General features: G+C 66.7%; 20 protein-coding genes and 1 pseudogene. 5 read left to right on the top strand and 16 right to left on the bottom strand.

The window, feature by feature from the left end:
• The first annotated feature begins 312 nt into the window (after window positions 1–312).
• From accB to aat, 3 genes are all read left to right on the top strand, one after another.
• On the top strand, window positions 313–792 hold the full coding sequence (accB, locus tag ATO4_RS02160) for an acetyl-CoA carboxylase biotin carboxyl carrier protein (protein WP_083589721.1): 480 nt from the start codon (window positions 313–315) through the stop codon (window positions 790–792).
• 11 nt (window positions 793–803) lie between these two features.
• Window positions 804–2,153: an acetyl-CoA carboxylase biotin carboxylase subunit gene (gene accC / locus ATO4_RS02165; RefSeq protein ID WP_083589722.1), complete on the top strand. Its 1,350-nt coding sequence runs from the start codon at window positions 804–806 to the stop codon at window positions 2,151–2,153.
• Window positions 2,154–2,374: 221 nt separating this feature from the next.
• Window positions 2,375–3,043 (top strand): leucyl/phenylalanyl-tRNA--protein transferase, encoded by a 669-nt coding sequence (gene aat / locus ATO4_RS02170; protein ID WP_083589849.1) that lies wholly within the window; start codon window positions 2,375–2,377, stop codon window positions 3,041–3,043.
• Here the strand turns inward: aat and ATO4_RS02175 are convergent.
• From ATO4_RS02175 to gatB, 5 genes are all read right to left on the bottom strand, one after another.
• Entirely contained in the window at window positions 2,983–3,384 is a 402-nt protein-coding gene (locus tag ATO4_RS02175; protein ID WP_083589850.1) for a DUF2155 domain-containing protein, read from the bottom strand. The two genes, aat and ATO4_RS02175, sit on opposite strands and share 61 nt — an antisense overlap.
• Before the next feature lie 227 nt (window positions 3,385–3,611).
• Window positions 3,612–3,995 (bottom strand): NADH:ubiquinone oxidoreductase subunit NDUFA12, encoded by a 384-nt coding sequence (locus tag ATO4_RS02180; protein ID WP_083589723.1) that lies wholly within the window; start codon window positions 3,993–3,995, stop codon window positions 3,612–3,614.
• Window positions 3,996–4,106: 111 nt separating this feature from the next.
• Complete coding sequence (locus ATO4_RS02185; protein ID WP_083589724.1) at window positions 4,107–4,580, bottom strand: phosphate-starvation-inducible PsiE family protein; 474 nt, start codon at window positions 4,578–4,580, stop codon at window positions 4,107–4,109.
• A 109-nt stretch (window positions 4,581–4,689) separates the two neighbouring features.
• Window positions 4,690–5,193, bottom strand: coding sequence for a GNAT family N-acetyltransferase (locus tag ATO4_RS02190; RefSeq protein ID WP_083589725.1), 504 nt, complete (start codon window positions 5,191–5,193; stop codon window positions 4,690–4,692).
• On the bottom strand, window positions 5,190–6,689 hold the full coding sequence (gene gatB, locus ATO4_RS02195) for an Asp-tRNA(Asn)/Glu-tRNA(Gln) amidotransferase subunit GatB (RefSeq protein ID WP_083589726.1): 1,500 nt from the start codon (window positions 6,687–6,689) through the stop codon (window positions 5,190–5,192). The genes ATO4_RS02190 and gatB overlap by 4 nt, the downstream gene beginning before the upstream one ends.
• A 181-nt stretch (window positions 6,690–6,870) precedes the next feature.
• Here gatB and ATO4_RS02200 point away from each other — a divergent pair, with 181 nt between their 5' ends.
• Window positions 6,871–7,473 (top strand): Uma2 family endonuclease, encoded by a 603-nt coding sequence (locus ATO4_RS02200; RefSeq protein WP_176222824.1) that lies wholly within the window; start codon window positions 6,871–6,873, stop codon window positions 7,471–7,473.
• Between the two features lie 15 nt (window positions 7,474–7,488).
• Here ATO4_RS02200 and ATO4_RS02205 read toward each other — a convergent pair whose 3' ends face one another.
• Window positions 7,489–8,529, bottom strand: coding sequence for a hypothetical protein (locus ATO4_RS02205; protein ID WP_083589728.1), 1,041 nt, complete (start codon window positions 8,527–8,529; stop codon window positions 7,489–7,491).
• Between the two features lie 162 nt (window positions 8,530–8,691).
• A complete protein-coding gene (locus ATO4_RS02210) occupies window positions 8,692–10,110 on the bottom strand; it encodes a PLP-dependent aminotransferase family protein (protein WP_176222825.1) in 1,419 nt (472 codons plus the stop codon).
• 108 nt (window positions 10,111–10,218) lie between these two features.
• Here ATO4_RS02210 and ATO4_RS02215 point away from each other — a divergent pair, with 108 nt between their 5' ends.
• Complete coding sequence (locus ATO4_RS02215) at window positions 10,219–10,497, top strand: DUF1127 domain-containing protein (protein ID WP_176222826.1); 279 nt, start codon at window positions 10,219–10,221, stop codon at window positions 10,495–10,497.
• A gap of 64 nt (window positions 10,498–10,561) precedes the next feature.
• Here the strand turns inward: ATO4_RS02215 and ATO4_RS02220 are convergent, their stop codons facing one another.
• From ATO4_RS02220 to ATO4_RS02260, 9 genes and pseudogenes are all read right to left on the bottom strand, one after another.
• Window positions 10,562–10,969 (bottom strand): TfoX/Sxy family protein, encoded by a 408-nt coding sequence (locus ATO4_RS02220; protein WP_083589730.1) that lies wholly within the window; start codon window positions 10,967–10,969, stop codon window positions 10,562–10,564.
• A gap of 16 nt (window positions 10,970–10,985) precedes the next feature.
• Window positions 10,986–11,366: a Fe-S cluster assembly scaffold SufA gene (gene sufA, locus ATO4_RS02225; protein ID WP_083589731.1), complete on the bottom strand. Its 381-nt coding sequence runs from the start codon at window positions 11,364–11,366 to the stop codon at window positions 10,986–10,988.
• A 188-nt stretch (window positions 11,367–11,554) separates the two neighbouring features.
• Window positions 11,555–11,977: a VOC family protein gene (locus tag ATO4_RS02230; protein ID WP_083589732.1), complete on the bottom strand. Its 423-nt coding sequence runs from the start codon at window positions 11,975–11,977 to the stop codon at window positions 11,555–11,557.
• A 13-nt stretch (window positions 11,978–11,990) separates the two neighbouring features.
• Window positions 11,991–12,317 (bottom strand): annotated as a pseudogene (locus tag ATO4_RS02235) (SUF system Fe-S cluster assembly protein); the annotation flags it as partial.
• A gap of 196 nt (window positions 12,318–12,513) precedes the next feature.
• Window positions 12,514–13,764: a cysteine desulfurase gene (locus tag ATO4_RS02240; RefSeq protein ID WP_083589734.1), complete on the bottom strand. Its 1,251-nt coding sequence runs from the start codon at window positions 13,762–13,764 to the stop codon at window positions 12,514–12,516.
• A gap of 112 nt (window positions 13,765–13,876) precedes the next feature.
• Window positions 13,877–15,142 carry a Fe-S cluster assembly protein SufD gene (sufD, locus tag ATO4_RS02245; protein WP_083589735.1) on the bottom strand — a complete coding sequence of 422 codons (1,266 nt, stop codon included), beginning with the start codon at window positions 15,140–15,142 and terminating at the stop codon, window positions 13,877–13,879.
• Window positions 15,143–15,145: 3 nt separating this feature from the next.
• Window positions 15,146–15,901 (bottom strand): Fe-S cluster assembly ATPase SufC, encoded by a 756-nt coding sequence (gene sufC, locus ATO4_RS02250; RefSeq protein ID WP_083589736.1) that lies wholly within the window; start codon window positions 15,899–15,901, stop codon window positions 15,146–15,148.
• Window positions 15,902–15,959: 58 nt separating this feature from the next.
• Window positions 15,960–16,160 (bottom strand): hypothetical protein, encoded by a 201-nt coding sequence (locus tag ATO4_RS02255; RefSeq protein ID WP_083589737.1) that lies wholly within the window; start codon window positions 16,158–16,160, stop codon window positions 15,960–15,962.
• Window positions 16,160–16,381 (bottom strand): hypothetical protein, encoded by a 222-nt coding sequence (locus ATO4_RS02260; RefSeq protein ID WP_083589852.1) that lies wholly within the window; start codon window positions 16,379–16,381, stop codon window positions 16,160–16,162. Before ATO4_RS02260 ends, ATO4_RS02255 begins: the two co-directional genes overlap by 1 nt.
• Window positions 16,382–16,465: the final 84 nt, after the last annotated feature.

A 16,465-nucleotide genomic window follows, 5' to 3' on the forward strand; every position in this document is an offset into this window, starting at 1 on the left:
CCCGCAATTAGAGCTTTGCGAACGAGGGTTCGGGCCTTATAGGGCTCTGTGAATTGCGACGGTCAGACGTCGCCAAACCGTCCGTGAGCGCCGAGCTACGATGCCGATCGTCGCTGCCTATGACTCCTGCGGCCGAAATCCTCGCCCGGCCCCCCTTTCGCGCCGGGGAACCGTCGCGATCAAGGCCTGCGGTGCGGTGATCGGGCCGTCCGGCAGCAGCGCGTCCCGCCGCATGGCGCAGGGACGCACTAGGCTCCGTGGCCTCACCGCCAGCAGGCTCCACCCTCAGATCGAATCGCTCCAAGGAAGACAATGCCCAAGGAAGACATGACGGTCGACCCGCGTTTCGTTCGCGAAATCGCGTCGATCCTGAAGGAGACCGACCTGACCGAGATCGAAGTCGAGAACGGCTCGATGAAGGTCCGCGTGACGCGCAAGCACGAGCAGGCGCAGATCCAGATGCCGGCCTATTACCCGCCGCAGCATCAGGCGCCGGCCCATCAGCAGGCCCCGGCCCAAGCGAGCGCCGCCCCCGCCGCGCCGGCAAGCGGCCCCGAGGCCGGCAGCGTTCCCTCGCCGATGGTCGGCACGGTCTATCTGGCCGCGGCGCCCGGCGCCAAGCAGTTCGTCGAGGTCGGCCAGAGCGTTGCCGAAGGCGAGACGCTGCTGATCATCGAGGCGATGAAGACGATGAACCAGATCCCCGCCCCGCGCGCCGGCAAGGTGACGAAGATCCTGGTCGAGAACGCCCAACCCGTCGAGTACGGCGAAGCCCTCGTCGTCATCGCGTAAGGGGGCACCTCATGGTCAAGAAGGTCCTCATCGCCAATCGCGGCGAAATCGCCTTGCGCGTCCTCAGAGCCTGCAAGGAGCTGGGCATCTCGACGGTGGCTGTGCATTCGACCGCCGACAACGCGGCGATGCACGTCCGGCTTGCCGACGAGAGCGTCTGCATCGGACCGCCGCCCTCGCGCGACAGCTACCTGAACATCCCGTCGATCGTCGCGGCCTGCGAGATTTCCGGCGCCGACGCCGTCCATCCGGGCTACGGCTTCCTGTCGGAGAACGCCCGCTTCGCGGACATCCTCGATGCACACGGCCTGACCTTCATCGGCCCGACCGCGGACCACATCCGCATCATGGGCGACAAGATCGAGGCCAAGCGCACCGCCAAGCGCCTCGGGATCCCCGTCGTGCCGGGTTCGGCCGGCGCCGTGACCGAGGACACCGAAGCCCTGAGGATCGCCGACGAGATCGGTTTTCCGGTCATCGTCAAGGCCTCGGCCGGCGGCGGCGGACGCGGCATGAAGGTTGCGAAAACCCGCGAAGACATGGTGGTGGCACTGCAGACCGCGCGGCAGGAAGCCGGCGCCGCCTTCGGGGACGATGCGGTCTATATCGAGAAATATCTCGAGAAGCCGCGCCACATCGAGGTGCAGGTGTTCGGCGACGGCGCCGGCAACGCCATCCATCTCGGTGAACGCGACTGCTCCCTGCAGCGCCGTCACCAGAAGGTCTGGGAGGAGGCGAACTCGCCGGCGCTCTCGCCCGAGCAGCGCAAGCGGATCGGCGAGATCTGCGCCAACGCCATGTCCGAGCTGCGCTATCGCGGCGCCGGCACGATCGAGTTTCTCTACGAGAACGGCGAGTTCTACTTCATCGAGATGAACACCCGCCTGCAGGTGGAGCATCCGGTGACGGAAGCGATCACCGGCATCGACCTCGTCCACGAGCAGATCCGCGTCGCCAGCGGCGAAGGTCTTTCCGTCACGCAGGACGAGATCGTCTTCTCCGGCCACGCCATCGAATGCCGCATCAATGCCGAGGATCCGCGCACCTTCGCGCCCTCGCCCGGCAAGATCACCTACTACCATGCCCCGGGCGGCCTCGGCGTTCGGGTCGATTCCGGCGTGTATCAGGGCTATTCGATCCCGCCCTACTACGACAGCCTGATCGGCAAGCTGATCGTCCATGGCCGCAACCGGGCCGAATGCATGATGCGGCTGCGGCGGGCGCTGGACGAGATCGTCGTCGACGGCGTCAAGACGACGCTGCCGTTGTTCCGCGATCTCGTGGACAATCCCGACGTCGGAGCCGGCAACTACGACATCCACTGGCTGGAGAAGTATCTGACCGGCGGCGCCAAGGCCTGAGGGCGCGCCGGCGAGCCCCACCGAGCTTGCTGAACCGGCGGTGACGGACATGACCTGTGCCCGCCGCCGGGTCGCCCGCGCTCCCTGGCCGCGCTGTGGCGGCTCGGTCGAAATCGCGATTTGTTCAACGGTTGGCCGCATCAGTGGCCTTGCCCGCCGGGAAGACGTCTGGCGGAATGCGATCCGGACGATCGCGGTACGGTCGATTGGTCGAGGCGAAGATGGCGAGACGCGGCGGCAAGACCCTGACGATCACGCCGGAACTGCTGCTCAAGGCGTATGCCTCGGGGATCTTCCCGATGGCGGAATCAGCCGACGACCCGCAGATCTTCTGGGTGGACCCGACCGAGCGCGGCATCCTGCCGCTCGAGGCGTTCCACATCCCGCGCAGCCTGCGCAAGGTGATCCGCCGCAGCGCGTTCACTGTCACGGTCGACACGGGCTTCGCCGCGGTGGTCGACGGCTGTGCCGAGCCTGCCCCCGGCCGCGACAAGACCTGGATCAACCGGCAGATCCGCGATCTCTACATCGCGCTCTACCGGGAGGGCTTCGCCCATTCGGTCGAAGTCTGGCAGGACGGCGCGCTGGTCGGCGGGCTCTACGGCGTCTCGATCAACGGCGCGTTCTTCGGCGAAAGCATGTTCTCACGGGCCACCGACGCCTCGAAGGTCGCCCTCGCCTTCCTGTGCGAGCGCCTGATGCGCGGCGGATACCTGCTGCTCGACACCCAGTTCATCACGTCGCATCTGGAGCGCTTCGGAGCGATCGAGATCGAGCGGGACGAGTATCAGCACAGGCTGCAGGAGGCGCTGGGGGTCGCCGCGACCTTCTATCCGGCGGGCGCCGGCACGTCGGAATCGGTTTTGCAGCTCTTCAGCCAGACATCGTAGACGGGATGCTCGACGGCGTTGAGCCCGGGTGAATCGGCGAACATCCAGCCCGAGAAGATCCGCTGGATCTTCCGGTCGAGGGTGATCTCGTCGACCTGGACGAAGGCGTCGGTCTTCTCCGCCTCGCCCTCGGCGGCGGTCAGGCAGACGCGCGGGGTCACCCGCAGCGCCCCGAACTGTACCGTCTCGTCGATATAGACGTCGAAGCTGGTGATCCGCCCCGTGATCTTGTCGATGCCGGAGAACACTGCGACGGGGTTCTTGATCCGCGGCGTCGGCGTCGCGAACTGCGCGTCGGGGGCGAGTTCTTCCTGCGCCAGTGCCACGGGGGCAGCCGACATGACCGACGCGGCAAGTGCGGATGCAAGGAACGGTCGGGTCTTCATCCACATCATGCGGGGTCGCGGTGTACCACTGTGACGGCGTCGGGTAGCGCCGAGGAAGATTTCAGATCGTGAACGGACCCATCCGTGCCCCGACGTCGTGCGACACCCGGCTAGCGCGCGAATGAGGCGGTCGTGGGGTCGCAGCAGCAGCCCCGGTAATCAGGACGTCTGCAGCTTCGGACTCAAGGGGTCCAGGCGTCGTATTCGCCGGTGACGCGCGGCCGCTCGGCGCCCGGCCGCAGCAGCGAACCGGCCGGTCGGTAGGCCTTGCCGGTGCCGGTATGATTCGGCTCGAACGGCTTCTGCCATTCGCGCGGGACATAGGACTCCTCGCTCGGCGGCGTATCGACGCGGTGATGCATCCAACCATGCCAGCCGACCGGGATCATCGAGGCCTCGGAGGGTCCGTTGTAGATCACCCAGCGACGCTTGCCGTCGGCATTGGTGTAGTAGACGTTGCCGAACTCGTCCTCACCGACTTTCCTGCCCTGGCGCCAGGTATAGAACCTCGTGCCGATCGTCTGGCCCTGCCACCAGGTGAAGATTTGAAGAAGCCATTCCTTCATGGGGATTCCGATCCATGCAAAGTCGCGCCCGTTATGCGTCCGGCGACCGCAAATGTCCACCCGCTGCGCGCCCGTCTGCAGGGCTTTGAGCCGGCACCTCGGCCCGCCGGCTCAGGCGGATGTGCGTCCCTTCTCCTCGCCGCCGGTGACGCTGGTCTTGGCGCCCTGCTGCTCCCGGCTGTCGACGAAATGGACCATGACGAGAAGGCCGCCGAGGGCGAGGAAGGTCGCCGCCAGCCCGGCGAGGAATGCCCCGCTCGTCGTGTCCACCTCGAGCAGGATCAGCTTCCGCACCACCGCCAGGACGCCGATCACGATGACGGTCCGCACCTGGGCGAGGCGATGGTCGCCCAGCGCCATCTGGTGGATCGAGTGGGCGAGCTCCAGCGCGATGATCGCCGCGAGGACCCGGTCGAACAGGGTCTGGAAGGCCGAGTAGTCCAGCGGCTGGCCGAAATCGAAGAGCGCCAGCCCGGTCGCCCGCAGGAAGCTCCACAGGGTCAGAAGGACGACGCCGACCATGCCGAACAGCAGGATGTGCGCGACCAGCTTCTCGAATCGGAAATAGAGTTTCACCAGATGCATGCCGCCGCTCCCGTCGCGGCGAAACGACGATCGCTCCGCTCGTTGCGCAGAGTGGCTGAGGCCAGGGCGTTCGTCCAGCATGCCCCGCAGGAGCCGCGCGCCGCCCCCGCTACGCGCCGAGGCGTCGTTCGTAGACGACCGCCGGAATGCCGCTGTCGGCGGCGCCGCAATTGTCGGTGCGGCCGGCCGGGGCGAAGCCGTGCGCCTCGTAGAAGCCCACGGCCCTGGCATTTGCCGCCTCGACCTCCAGCCGCATGGTCGTCGCATCGGGAAAGGCGTCGGTGATCTCGGCGAGGAGATCGGTGCCGATCCCCTGCCCCTGGAGGTCCGGATGGACGTAGAGCTGATGCAGCACCACCAGCTTCTTCTCCGGATCGGACGACGCGGCGAAGGCCATGCCACCGATCCGGGAGCCGTCGTCGGCAACGATGAATTCCGATTCCGGCCGCGTCAGCCGCGGTTCCAGCTCCTGGACCGAATGCCACGAAGCGGTGATCTCGCGGACCCGCTCGACCCCGTAGATCGCGTCATAGGTGTCGTGCCACGTGGCCCCGAGCAGTTGGGAGATGGCTTCGAGATCGTTGCGGCCGGCGGTGCGGACGAAGAAGGTCATTCCACCCCCAGCTTCTCTTTCACCAGCGCGTTGACCGCCTGGGGGTTGGCCTTGCCGCCCGTCGCCTTCATCACCTGGCCGACGAACCAGCCGGCGAGCGAGGGCTTCGCCCTGGCCTGCTCGGCCTTTTCCGGGTTCGCCGCGATCACCTCGTCGACGGCCTTTTCGATGGCGCCGGTGTCGGTGACCTGCTTCATGCCGCGGCTCTCGACGATCTCCTTCGGGTCGCCGCCCTCGTTCCAGACGATCTCGAAGAGGTCCTTGGCGATCTTGCCGGAGATCGTCTCCGCGCGGATGAGGTCGAGGATCGCGCCCAGCTGCTCGGCCGAGACCGGCGTCTCGTCGATGTCCTTGCCGGCCTTGTTGAGTGCGCCGAGGAGATCGTTGATCACCCAGTTCGCCGCCTGCTTGGCGTCGCGCCCCGCCGCGACCTTTTCGAAATAGTCGGCGATCGCCTTCTCCGACACGAGGATCGAAGCGTCATAGGTCGACAGCCCGGCGTCCTTGATCAGCCGTGCCTTCTTGTCGTCGGGGAGCTCGGGCAGCTCCTTCAGGAGAGCGTCGACATAGGCCTGGTCGAATTCCAGCGGCAGGAGATCGGGATCGGGGAAATAGCGGTAGTCGTGGGCGTCTTCCTTCGAGCGCATCGCCCGCGTCTCGCCCTTCACCGGATCGAACAGCCGGGTCTCCTGGTCGATGACGCCGCCATCCTCGATGATGGCGATCTGGCGCCGCGCCTCCGTCTCGATCGCCTGGCCGACGAAGCGGATGGAGTTGACGTTCTTGATTTCGCAGCGCGTGCCGAAAGGGCCGCCCGGCCGGCGCACCGAGACATTGACGTCGGCGCGCATCGAGCCTTCGTCCATGTTGCCGTCGCAGGTGCCGAGATAGCGCACGATCGTCCGGAGCTTGGTCAGAAAGGCTTTCGCCTCGTCGGGCGAGCGCATGTCGGGCTTGGAGACGATCTCCATCAGCGCGACGCCGGAACGGTTGAGGTCGATGAAAGACATGGTCGGATGCTGGTCGTGCATCGACTTGCCGGCGTCCTGCTCGAGATGCAGTCGCTCCAGGCCGATCTCGATTTCCTCGAACTCGCCCTTGGAATCCGGCCCGAGGGAGACGATCACCGTGCCTTCGCCGACGATCGGATCCTTGTACTGGGAGATCTGATAACCCTGGGGGAGATCGGGGAAGAAGTAGTTCTTCCGGTCGAAGACCGAGCGGTGGTTGATCTTGGCCTTCAGGCCGAGACCGGTGCGGATCGCCTGCTTGACGCATTCCTCGTTGATCACCGGCAGCATGCCGGGCATGGCGGCGTCGACGAGGCTGACATGGGAGTTCGGCTCGGCGCCGAAGCCGGTGGAGGCGCCGGAGAACAGCTTGGCCTCCGACGTCACCTGGGCGTGCACTTCGAGGCCGATGATGATCTCCCAGTCGCCGGTGGCGCCGGAGATGAAGGTCTTCGGATCGGGCGTACGGGTGTCGACGAGGGTCATGGGCGTGTCCGGATGGCTGCGAAATGGCGTGGGATTTGGCTAGAGGAAAGCGGCATCGGGTTCAAGCTCGCTGGATCGGACGGGCTTTCCCGCCAGGCCTGGTCCGATGCTGCGGGACGAGAGCCGATCTGCTATCGTGGCACGAGCATCGATGAACATGCCCCGACCTGAGGAGCCGACCATGAGCTCGCTGACGGAACCGCGGCAGCGGACCGACCTGCCGACGAACATGACGGTCGACGAGTTCTTCGACTGGCTGGACACCCACGAGGATCGCTATGAGCTCGTCGACGGAACGCCGGTCATGATGCCCTTCGTCAAGCGCGCTCACGCGCGCATCGTCGGCAACATCGACTTTTGCCTGCAGAGCCAGATCGACCGCTCCAGATACATGGTGACCCAAGGCGACTTTGCCATCCGGACCGGGCCGCGGTCCATCCGTTTCGCCGATCTCCTGGTCGAGCCCTCGAACGACGATCTCGGCGGGCGGATCTCCGAGCGCACTGTGCTGATCGTCGAGGTCCTGTCGGATTCAACCGCCAAGATCGACTTCAACCAGAAGCGACTCGAATATCTCGGCCTCTCCGGCCTCGACACCTATCTCATCGCCTCGCAGGAAGAGGCCCGGATCTGGGTCTGGACGCGCGGCGCGGGCGGCTGGCCGCAGACGCCCCTCGTCCTGACGCAAGGCAGCGTTGCGATCGAGGCCCTCGGCGCCCGCCTGCCGCTTGCCGAGATCTATCGCGGCGTGCACCGGATCGACGATCCGGCCCCGAGCGACTGAGCCGCCCGTCGCGCCTTACCGGAACGCGAAAGCCATCGCGCCTTCATAAAGGTCGAGCAGCAGGTGGTCGCCGGCGTCGACGAGGAAGTCGGCCGAGGTCGGCAGGACGTTGCGGCCGGTCACCGCGCCGGTCGCCGCATCGAGTTCGTAGAGATAGTCGTTTTCACAGCTGCCGCCGCTGGCGGTGTAGATGCGCCCGTCCCGCGCCATGAGATTGGTGTCGGAGACATTGAAGGGGCCGACCCATTCGACCGTCGCGACATCGACCTCGGTCTTGATCACGAGCCCCGCCTTGCGCGCCCTGTCGGCGCAGCGTGTGGGCGTGTCGATGGTCAGATAGACCGCGCCGTCATCGTCCTGGCCAGCCGCCAGCACGGCAACGTTGGCGTCCGGATCGCCCGTATCGAAGCCGTGGTCGGCCCGCGAGACCGGGATTGCGACGAGGCTTCCGATGCGCCCGTCGCGGTCGGCGAGCGCGTTGACGATGGTGAGGGCACCATCGCCGAAGGGGGCGCTGCGCGAGATGACGAGGCGGTCGGCCGGGCCAAAACGGGACAGGTAGAAGTAGGGTTCCTCATGCCGCGATGGATCGGCGCCGGCGTCGCGCAACGCGCCGGTGATCGTTCGCGCCAATGCTGCGGGCACCCAGGCGCAACGCTCGACCCAGTCGATCCGGCAGGGCTCGCCGGCCGTCCTGTCGTATCCCTGAAGGCCGATCCGCCCCGCCACGGCCGAAAGATCCGGACCCCGCGCGGCCTCGGTGATGGCGATGTCGGGCTGGGGCCCCGGATTGGGCGCCGGCCTCGGCAGATCGAGAACCACGATACCGTCGCGCGTCTCGATGCCTGCCGCGCTGCCGGCCTGCACCAGCATCCGGTAGCCGATCGCCTCGCCGCCTCCTCCCGTTTCGCGCGGTGGGGCGGGCGCCGCAGATTGTGGCCCGGCCGCGAGCCGGACCTCTTTGCCCCGGCTCCCGTGCAACGGACCAGCGGCGAGCGCGTCGCCGACGCTCAGCAGGCCGGCGACGGTCAAGAGGCCCGGAAGCCAGCGCGCCATGCGGTTTCCTCCATCATTCATCCGTGGCGGGTTCTTTACCTAACGGAAAACCGGGCTCGACGGTAGGTCGCCGCCGCGCCCAGATGGTCGGACAGTTCGTATGGGTCATCATCTGAAGGCCCCGGAACTCTCTTCTCGCAGTCCCTATGTGCCCCCGGGCGCTCAGGCCACGCTCACATAGGAGATGCTGCCGCTGTCGATCAGGCCCTTGAGGGTTTGCAGGGCGGTTGCCAGCCTGGCGCGCTCGGGAACGGCCGACAGGCCGATGCGCACGCAGTGGTGGGAGCGGTCGCCGCGCACGCTCTGATACTCGTCGGCGCCGTCGATGCGGATGCCATGGTTGCGCGCGGCGAGCTGGAAGGCCGGCGAGGTCCAGGGCGACGGCAGCGGCACCCAGCGGTACGGCACGGCGGCCGCCTGTCCCGTCGTCGTCACCCCGAAGATCTCGTCGAACATCGCGGCGCGGGCCGCGATTTCGGCGATGGCGTTGCCGCGCACCGTCTCCGCCATGCCCGACAGGACGAGGCGGGCCGCAACCTCCATGTTGAGGAAGGGACGCCCGCCGGTCAGCTGATTGTGAGCGACGGTGACACGCACGCTCTGGCCGCGCGGACAGGCGGCCCAGCCGGCGCGAAGGCCCGCGGAGACGCTCTTCGACAGCCCGCCGACGAAGAAGGTGCGCTCGGGGGCAAGCGAGGCGATCGGCGCAATGTCGCTCGCCGTGATCTTGCCGTAGATATTGTCCTCGATGATCAGGAGATTGTGTCGCCGCGCCACCGAGACGATTTCCTCGCGCCGCCGGAGCGACATGGAGACGCCGGTCGGATTGTTCACCGCCGGCATGACGAACACCATGCGCGGATGCTGGCGCGCGGCGCAGCGGTCGAGTTCGTCCGGCAGCATGCCCTCCCCGTCCATCCCGACGGTCAGCGGCATGCGGCCGATCATCGTCGCGGCACGGGCGACCGAGGCGTAGGACAGGTCTTCGAAGACGATGCGGTCGCCGGGATGGCTCGCCGCGGCGATGATGCCCTGGATCGCGGCGTTCACCCCGAGCGTCGGCACGACGTTTCCCGTCTCGGGCGTCCAGCCGCCCGTCGCGAGCCAGGCCGCGCCGGCCTCCAGCCAGTTGGCGGGGACGCCGCGGACATAGTCGAGGGCCTTGGCCGACGAATCCTGCAGAACCTCTGCAAACACCCCGGCGACGACCTCGGCCTGACCGACGAGGGGTGCGGAGGTGGAATCGAGCTTGGCGTCGTCGGTCTCCTGGCCCGGCAGGGAATCCGCCGTCGCATTGGGCATGAGCGACAGTTTCGACGGTTTCTCCGGCGGCACGTCAACGTGCCGGACATAGGTGCCCCGCCCGACCTCGCCGGTCGTCAGGCCTCGCTCGCGGGCGATCTGATAGGCACGGCCGATCGTGCCGACGGTGACCTTGAGATCGAAGGCGATGTCGCGCTGGGGCGGCAGCTTGTCCCCCGGCTTGAGCGCGCCTTCGACGATCGCCCGCTCGATGGCGTCGGCCAGCCGCAGGTAGAACGGCGTGCCCTCGTCCTGCGCGATCGCGAACTGGATTGTCACCCTTACACCTCTCTTTGTCACCCTCATTTGTTCGACATTGTACTGCAAAACAATCGGCGTACAAGCGGAAACAGAACATTCATGGGTGCAATCAAAGGAGATGTCACCATGACAATGCATCATGCCCGGATCGCCCAGATCGAGGACAGGCGCGCGCCGCGCATTGGGCGCCTGCGGGAAAGGGCCGAGGCGCTGCCGTCGCTCGCCGATGCCGGCCGCGCGATGGCCTCCGCCCTGCTCGTCCTCGCACAGACCTTCGAGCGCCGCCGGAAGATGCGGCGCGATCTCCTGTCGCTCAATGCGGATCAATTGAAGGATGTCGGCCTCACCCGCGACGAGGCGCTGCGCGCCGCCGAGCGGATCGAATGGCGCGGCGACTGGACCTGACGGTCGCGCATTGGCCCCCGTGGGCCTTGGCATCCGGCGAATCGGCGGATGATGCGCCGTGTGCTCATCGGGATGATGCGAGCCGCCGGGCCTTGCCAGCCGGGCGGCCTCTGGCTTTGCGGCCGGAGGCAGTTCTGTCGCCCTTGTCTTCAGCGCGCGCACTGCGCCGGGCCGCCGCATCGGCGACCGCGATCCAGCGCTCGGCTTCGTCCGGATCGTCGAAGGCGTCCTCCGGGAAGCGCCAGTAGGGCATGTTCACCGGCGCCATGCCGGTTCGCTGGTAGCTCCAGCGCTCGAGCCCCGCGCCGACATAGAGAAACTCGCTCTCGGCGTCGCCCTTGAGATAGAGAGAGCCCCGGATCACCAGAGCGAGGATGTGGCCGCGGCTGTAGATGCCCTGTCCGCCGAACAGCCGGCGGATGGTGACGTCGGGGACCGAGCGGAAGAGATCGCGCAGAAACGCCTCGTCCATCCGCCCGCCCCGGTCGTCAGGCCTGTTGCGCCGCGGCCATGGCAGCCAGATCCGCCTGCTTCAACTCGACCGACTCGCCACAGCCGCAGGCCGAGGTCTGGTTCGGGTTCCTGAAGACGAAGCCGGAGCGCAGCACGGTTTCCTCGTAGTCCATCTCGGTGCCGAGCAGGAACAGGACCGCCTCGGGCGAGATGAACACCTTGGCCCCCTCGCGCTCGACGACATCCTCGTTCTGGCGCGCCTCCTGGGCGAGGTCGACGGTGTATTCCATCCCCGCGCAGCCACCCTTCTTGATACCGACTCGAATCCCATGTGCGGGTCGGTCGCTGGCAGCGAGAATCGACTTGATGCGCTCGGCGGCAGCGCTCGTCAGGCTCATCACGGCAAACTGGCCCATCGGATTGCTCCTTTCAGACCCAAGGTCGTTTCATTGGTCACCTAGATACCATGCTTACATAAGCAAGCCCAAGGTGACGGATGCAAAATCGGAACGCCGACGGCGCGCATCGCGGATTCGGAAAGCGGGCATACTGCCAAGTCTGGCAGCCCGGCCACTCCCGCAGGCGCCGGCCTTCGAAGCGGGACCTAGCTCCGCTCCCACAGTCCGCGCGTCGCCAGTTCGCCGCAATGGCCATCCGGGTCGCGGAAATAGAGGCTGTGTCCCCTGCCCTTCGACCACGCCACCTCGCTCTCCACCGCGACACCCAGTCCGCCGAGGTGGCGGCGCCAGTCGTCCTGCGTGCCGTCCGGAATGGCCAGGGCGAAATGCAGCGGGCCGCTGCCGTCATGCGGCGGGATCACGCCAGCCCCCGGCACCGCGACAGGCTCCAGCGTCGAGCCGCGCTTGAACAGGATCAGCACGGTGCCGTCCGCGAGGCGAAACACGGTGATCCGGTCCTCCGCGAAGATCGGCTCGAGATCGAGAAGCCTGGCATAGAAGCCGCGCAACACCTCCATGTCGTCGACATAGAGGCATGTCTCGAGCAGTCCGGCGAGCGGCGGTGCCATCAAACTGTCCGTCTCAGAACCAGCCGACGGCGACCTGCGCCTCTTCGCTCATCCGCTCCGGCGTCCAAGGAGGATCGAAGACGAGTTCGACCTTCACCTGCCCGACGCCATCGACCGAGCCGACGGCGTTCTCGACCCAGATAGGCATCTCGCCGGCGACCGGACAGCCGGGCGCCGTCAGCGTCATCTCGACATCGACATTGCGCTCGTCGTCGATGTCGATCTTGTAGATCAGGCCGAGCTCGTAGATGTCGGCCGGGATTTCCGGATCGTAGACAGTCTTCAACGCGCCGATGATGTCGTCCGTCAGCCGGGACAACTCCTCGGCGGGGATCGCCGAGCCGGTCTCGCCGCCGCCTGCCAGCGCCATGTTCGCCGCCGCGGTGTCGTCCGCCGGGCTCGCGACCACGGGCTCGCCCCCGGCCGGTCCGGCCGTCCTCGCAGGATCGTTGGTCTTGATGTCGACTTCGTCGGTCATGCTTTATCGTCTTTTCGGGTTTTTGCGACCTCGGGATCGTCTTTCGCGTTTTGCGACCTCAGGCGAAGAATCGTCGGGCCTTTTCGAGGGCCTCGGCCAGACGGTCGACCTCGGCCAGAGTGTTATACATACCAAACGATGCCCGGCATGTGGAGGTCGTGCCGAAGCGCTTCAAGAGCGGCTGGGCGCAATGGGTCCCGGCCCGGACGGCGACGCCCTCCCGGTCGATCACCATCGACACGTCGTGCGAATGGATGCCTTCGAGGTCGAAGGAGACGATCGCCCCCTTGCCCGGGGCCTCGCCATAGATCTTCAGCGAGTTGATCGTCTTCAGCCGCTCATGGGCGTAGTCGCGCAGCGTCTCCTCATGGGCGGCGATGTTCTCGCGCCCGACGCTCGCCATGTAGTCGAGCGCCGCGCCGAGGCCGATCGCCTGGACGATCGGCGGCGTGCCGGCCTCGAAGCGGTGCGGCGGGTCGTTGTAGGTGACGCCCTCTTCCGTGACTTCCGCAATCATCTCGCCACCGCCGTTGAAGGGGCGGGTCGCCTCCAACATCGCCGTGCGGCCGTAGAGGACGCCGATCCCGGTCGGACCATAGACCTTGTGGCCGGTGAAGACGTAGAAGTCGCAGCCGATGTCCTGGACGTCGACCGGAAGATGGACGGCGCCCTGGCTGCCGTCGACGAGGGTCGGAATGCCCTTCGATCGTGCCAGCGCGCAGACGGCCTTCACGTCGACCACCGTGCCCAGCACGTTCGACATGTGGGTCGTGGCGATCAGCTTCGTGCGCGGCGTGATGGCCTTCTCGAAGGCCTCGACGCTGATCGAGCCGTCGTCCTCCACGGGGACGAAGACGAGTTTGGCGCCCTTCCGCTCCCGGATGAAGTGCCAGGGCACGATGTTGGAGTGATGCTCCATCTGGGTGAGGACGATCTCGTCGCCCTCGCCGATCTGCTCCATGCCGAAGCCATAGGCGACGAGGTTGATCGATTCCGTCGCCGAACGGGTGAAGACGATCTCCTCCGCCGACCCGGCGTTGAGGAAGGCCGTCACCTTGGCGCGGGCCGCCTCATAGGCCTCGGTCGAGCGGTTCGACAGGTAGTGCAGCCCGCGATGGACGTTGGCGTAGTCCTCGCTGTAGGCGCGCATGATCGTGTCGAGCACGACCTTCGGCTTCTGGGCCGATGCGCCGTTGTCGAGATAGGTCAGCGGCTTGCCGTAGACCTGTTTCGACAGGATCGGAAAGTCGGCACGGATCTTCTCGACATCGTAGCCGATCGAAGGGGCGATCGCGGCTTCTGCGGACATGGTGCGAAACTCCAGCTGGCCGGTGGGCCGAGTGGCTCATGCGGGCGACGCTCATTGGCGGGACGCTCGCCGGCAGTCGGTCGAGGCGGACGGATCGCGCCCGCCTCGTCCATCAATGGTTCATGTCGAGCCAGGCGTCGATCTTGGCCGTCAGCGCATCGCCGAGTGCCTCGTCGATCTCCAGCTCCTCGACCATCTCGTCGACGAAGGCCTTGACCAGGAGGGCCTTCGCCTGCGGCGCCGGGATGCCGCGGGACATCAGGTAGAACAGGTGGTCGCCATTGATCTCGCCCGCCGTCGCGCCGTGGCCGCACTGGACGTCGTCGGCGAAGATCTCGAGCTCGGGCTTGGCCGAGAAGTCCCCGTCCTCGGACAGGAGCAGCGTGTTGCACGCCATCTTCGCGTCGGTCTTCTGGGCCTCGCGGGCAACCTTGATCATGCCCTGGAAGACGCCGTGGCCACCCATCAGCACGTTGCGGAAGGTTTCCGTCGCGGTGGTGTTCGGATGGATGTGGCGCAGCGTCGTCGTCACGTCGACATGCTGGTCCTTCTGGAGAAGGTTCACGCCGCGCATGATGATCTCAGAGCCCTCGCCGGCGGTCACGGCGTGGACTTCCTGGCGCACCAGCGCGCCGCCCGCATTGAGGACGAACAGCTTGAAGGTGGAGTCGGCACCGATCGAGACGTTGAGCTGGCCGAGATGCGCCGCATCGAGATCCTTGGCCTGGTCGACGACCCAGAGCACCTCGGCGCCATCGCCGATGGCAAGGTGCGACACGAGGCTCGATGGGGCCGGCGAGCCGCCGCCCTCGACGCGCTCGACGAAGACCGCCTTGGCGCCGCTGCCGACATCGACCTTTACCGCCGCATGCGACTGAATGCCGATGCCGCTGCGAAGTTCGATCGGGTTGCCGGGCTCGGCCCTCGCCGCGACGGAGATCGCCACGGCCCGCGCCCCGAAGGCGGCGTTGACGAGGCGGACGGTATCGACCGGCCGGTCGAGATGGTTGGGGCTCTCGTGCCAGTCGGCGAGATCGTCGGTGGCCGCGATGGTGACGCCCTCCGGCGCGCTCGCGCGCTGCGGCGCGTCGAGATCGACCACCGTCGAGCCCGGCACCAGCGGCGACAGCACCGTCTCGGTCGGCGGAAATTCCCGGGCGGCGACGGCCTCGATCAGATGGTCACCGCCGAGGCGGCGGCCCATCAGATTGCGCAGGTCGGTGTAGTGCCAGGCCTCGACGCGGCGATGCGGCAGGCCCTCGCGGCGCAGCGCCTCGATCGCGGCGCGCCGCGCGTCCTCGTCGGTGCCGGCGGATTCCGCCAGCTGGACGAGAGCCGTCTCGGCCGGCGTGCGGGGGCGGAGTTCGGTGACGCTCATGGGTTACGCAGCCTCGCCGATGATCTGGGCGTAGCCCTCGTTCTCGAGCTGCAGCGCGAGGTCCTTGGTGCCGGACTTGATGATCTTGCCCTTGTAGAGGACGTGGACCGTATCCGGCACGATATAGTCGAGCAGACGCTGATAGTGGGTGATGACCAGAAACGAGCGCTCCGGCCCGCGCAGAGCGTTGACGCCGTCGGCGACGATCTTGAGGGCGTCGATGTCGAGGCCGGAATCGGTCTCGTCCATGACGCAGAGCTTGGGCTCCAGGAGCGCCATCTGCAGGATCTCGGCGCGCTTCTTCTCGCCGCCGGAAAAGCCGACGTTCAAGGGGCGCTTCAGCATCTCGGCGTCGATCTTCAATTCGGCCGCAGCCGCCTTCACACGGCGCATGAAGTCCGGCGTCATCAACTCGGCCTCGCCGCGCGCCTTGCGCTGGGCGTTCATCGCCGTCTTCAGGAAGGTCATGGTCGCGACGCCGGGGATTTCCAGCGGATACTGGAAGGCGAGGAAGACGCCCGAGGCGGCCCGCTCGGCCGGGTCCATCTCGAGGATCGACTCGCCGTTGTAGAGGATGTCGCCCTCGGTCACCTCGTAGTCGTCGCGGCCGGCGAGGATGTAGGACAGGGTCGACTTGCCGGAGCCGTTCGGCCCCATGATCGCGGCGACCTCGCCATCCTTCACCGTCAGGTCGACGCCCTTGAGGATCTCGGTGCCCTCATCGGCGACGCGGGCGTGGAGGTTCTTGATTTCGAGCATGGTGTCTTTTCGTCTCTAGCGTTCGTTCGTGTGTGTCGTCAGTACAATGCGGTCGGGCTTAGCGGCGATCGTCGTCGTCCGCGGTTCGGATCTCGTCGAGAAGCCTCTGGCGTTCGGCCTGAAGCACCTCGACCTCGTCGGCGATGACCGGGTCGGTCATCGAACCCTGCGCCATCGCGACGGCGTCGCGAGCCTGCTCGATCTGGTCCTCGATCGCGCGCAGGCGGGCGTGGCGGGAGTCCGTCGGGTCGTGAGGCATCAGTCGACGAGTTCGAGCCGGCGCTCGATGCGGTCAAGGCGCCTTCGGAGCGCATTGATTTCGACATCATGGAGCGACTGTCCACCAACCAGTCCCGCCATATGCTGGCGAATGACGACCAACTCTGCACCCATGATGTCCATCCGCTCCGACATGCGCGCCATGTCCGATCGAATCGCCCGAAGATGCTCAAGCACGATGTTCTCAACATTATCGATCATGCTACACCCCCAACTAGCGAATACCATTGTCCCGCGGTTCTCATGCGCATCGTCATTGCGAGAGCTGCCTGCGGTCCTAAAGTA

The organism is Aurantimonas sp. 22II-16-19i (genome assembly GCF_002088275.1).
Classification (GTDB): domain Bacteria; phylum Pseudomonadota; class Alphaproteobacteria; order Rhizobiales; family Rhizobiaceae; genus Jiella.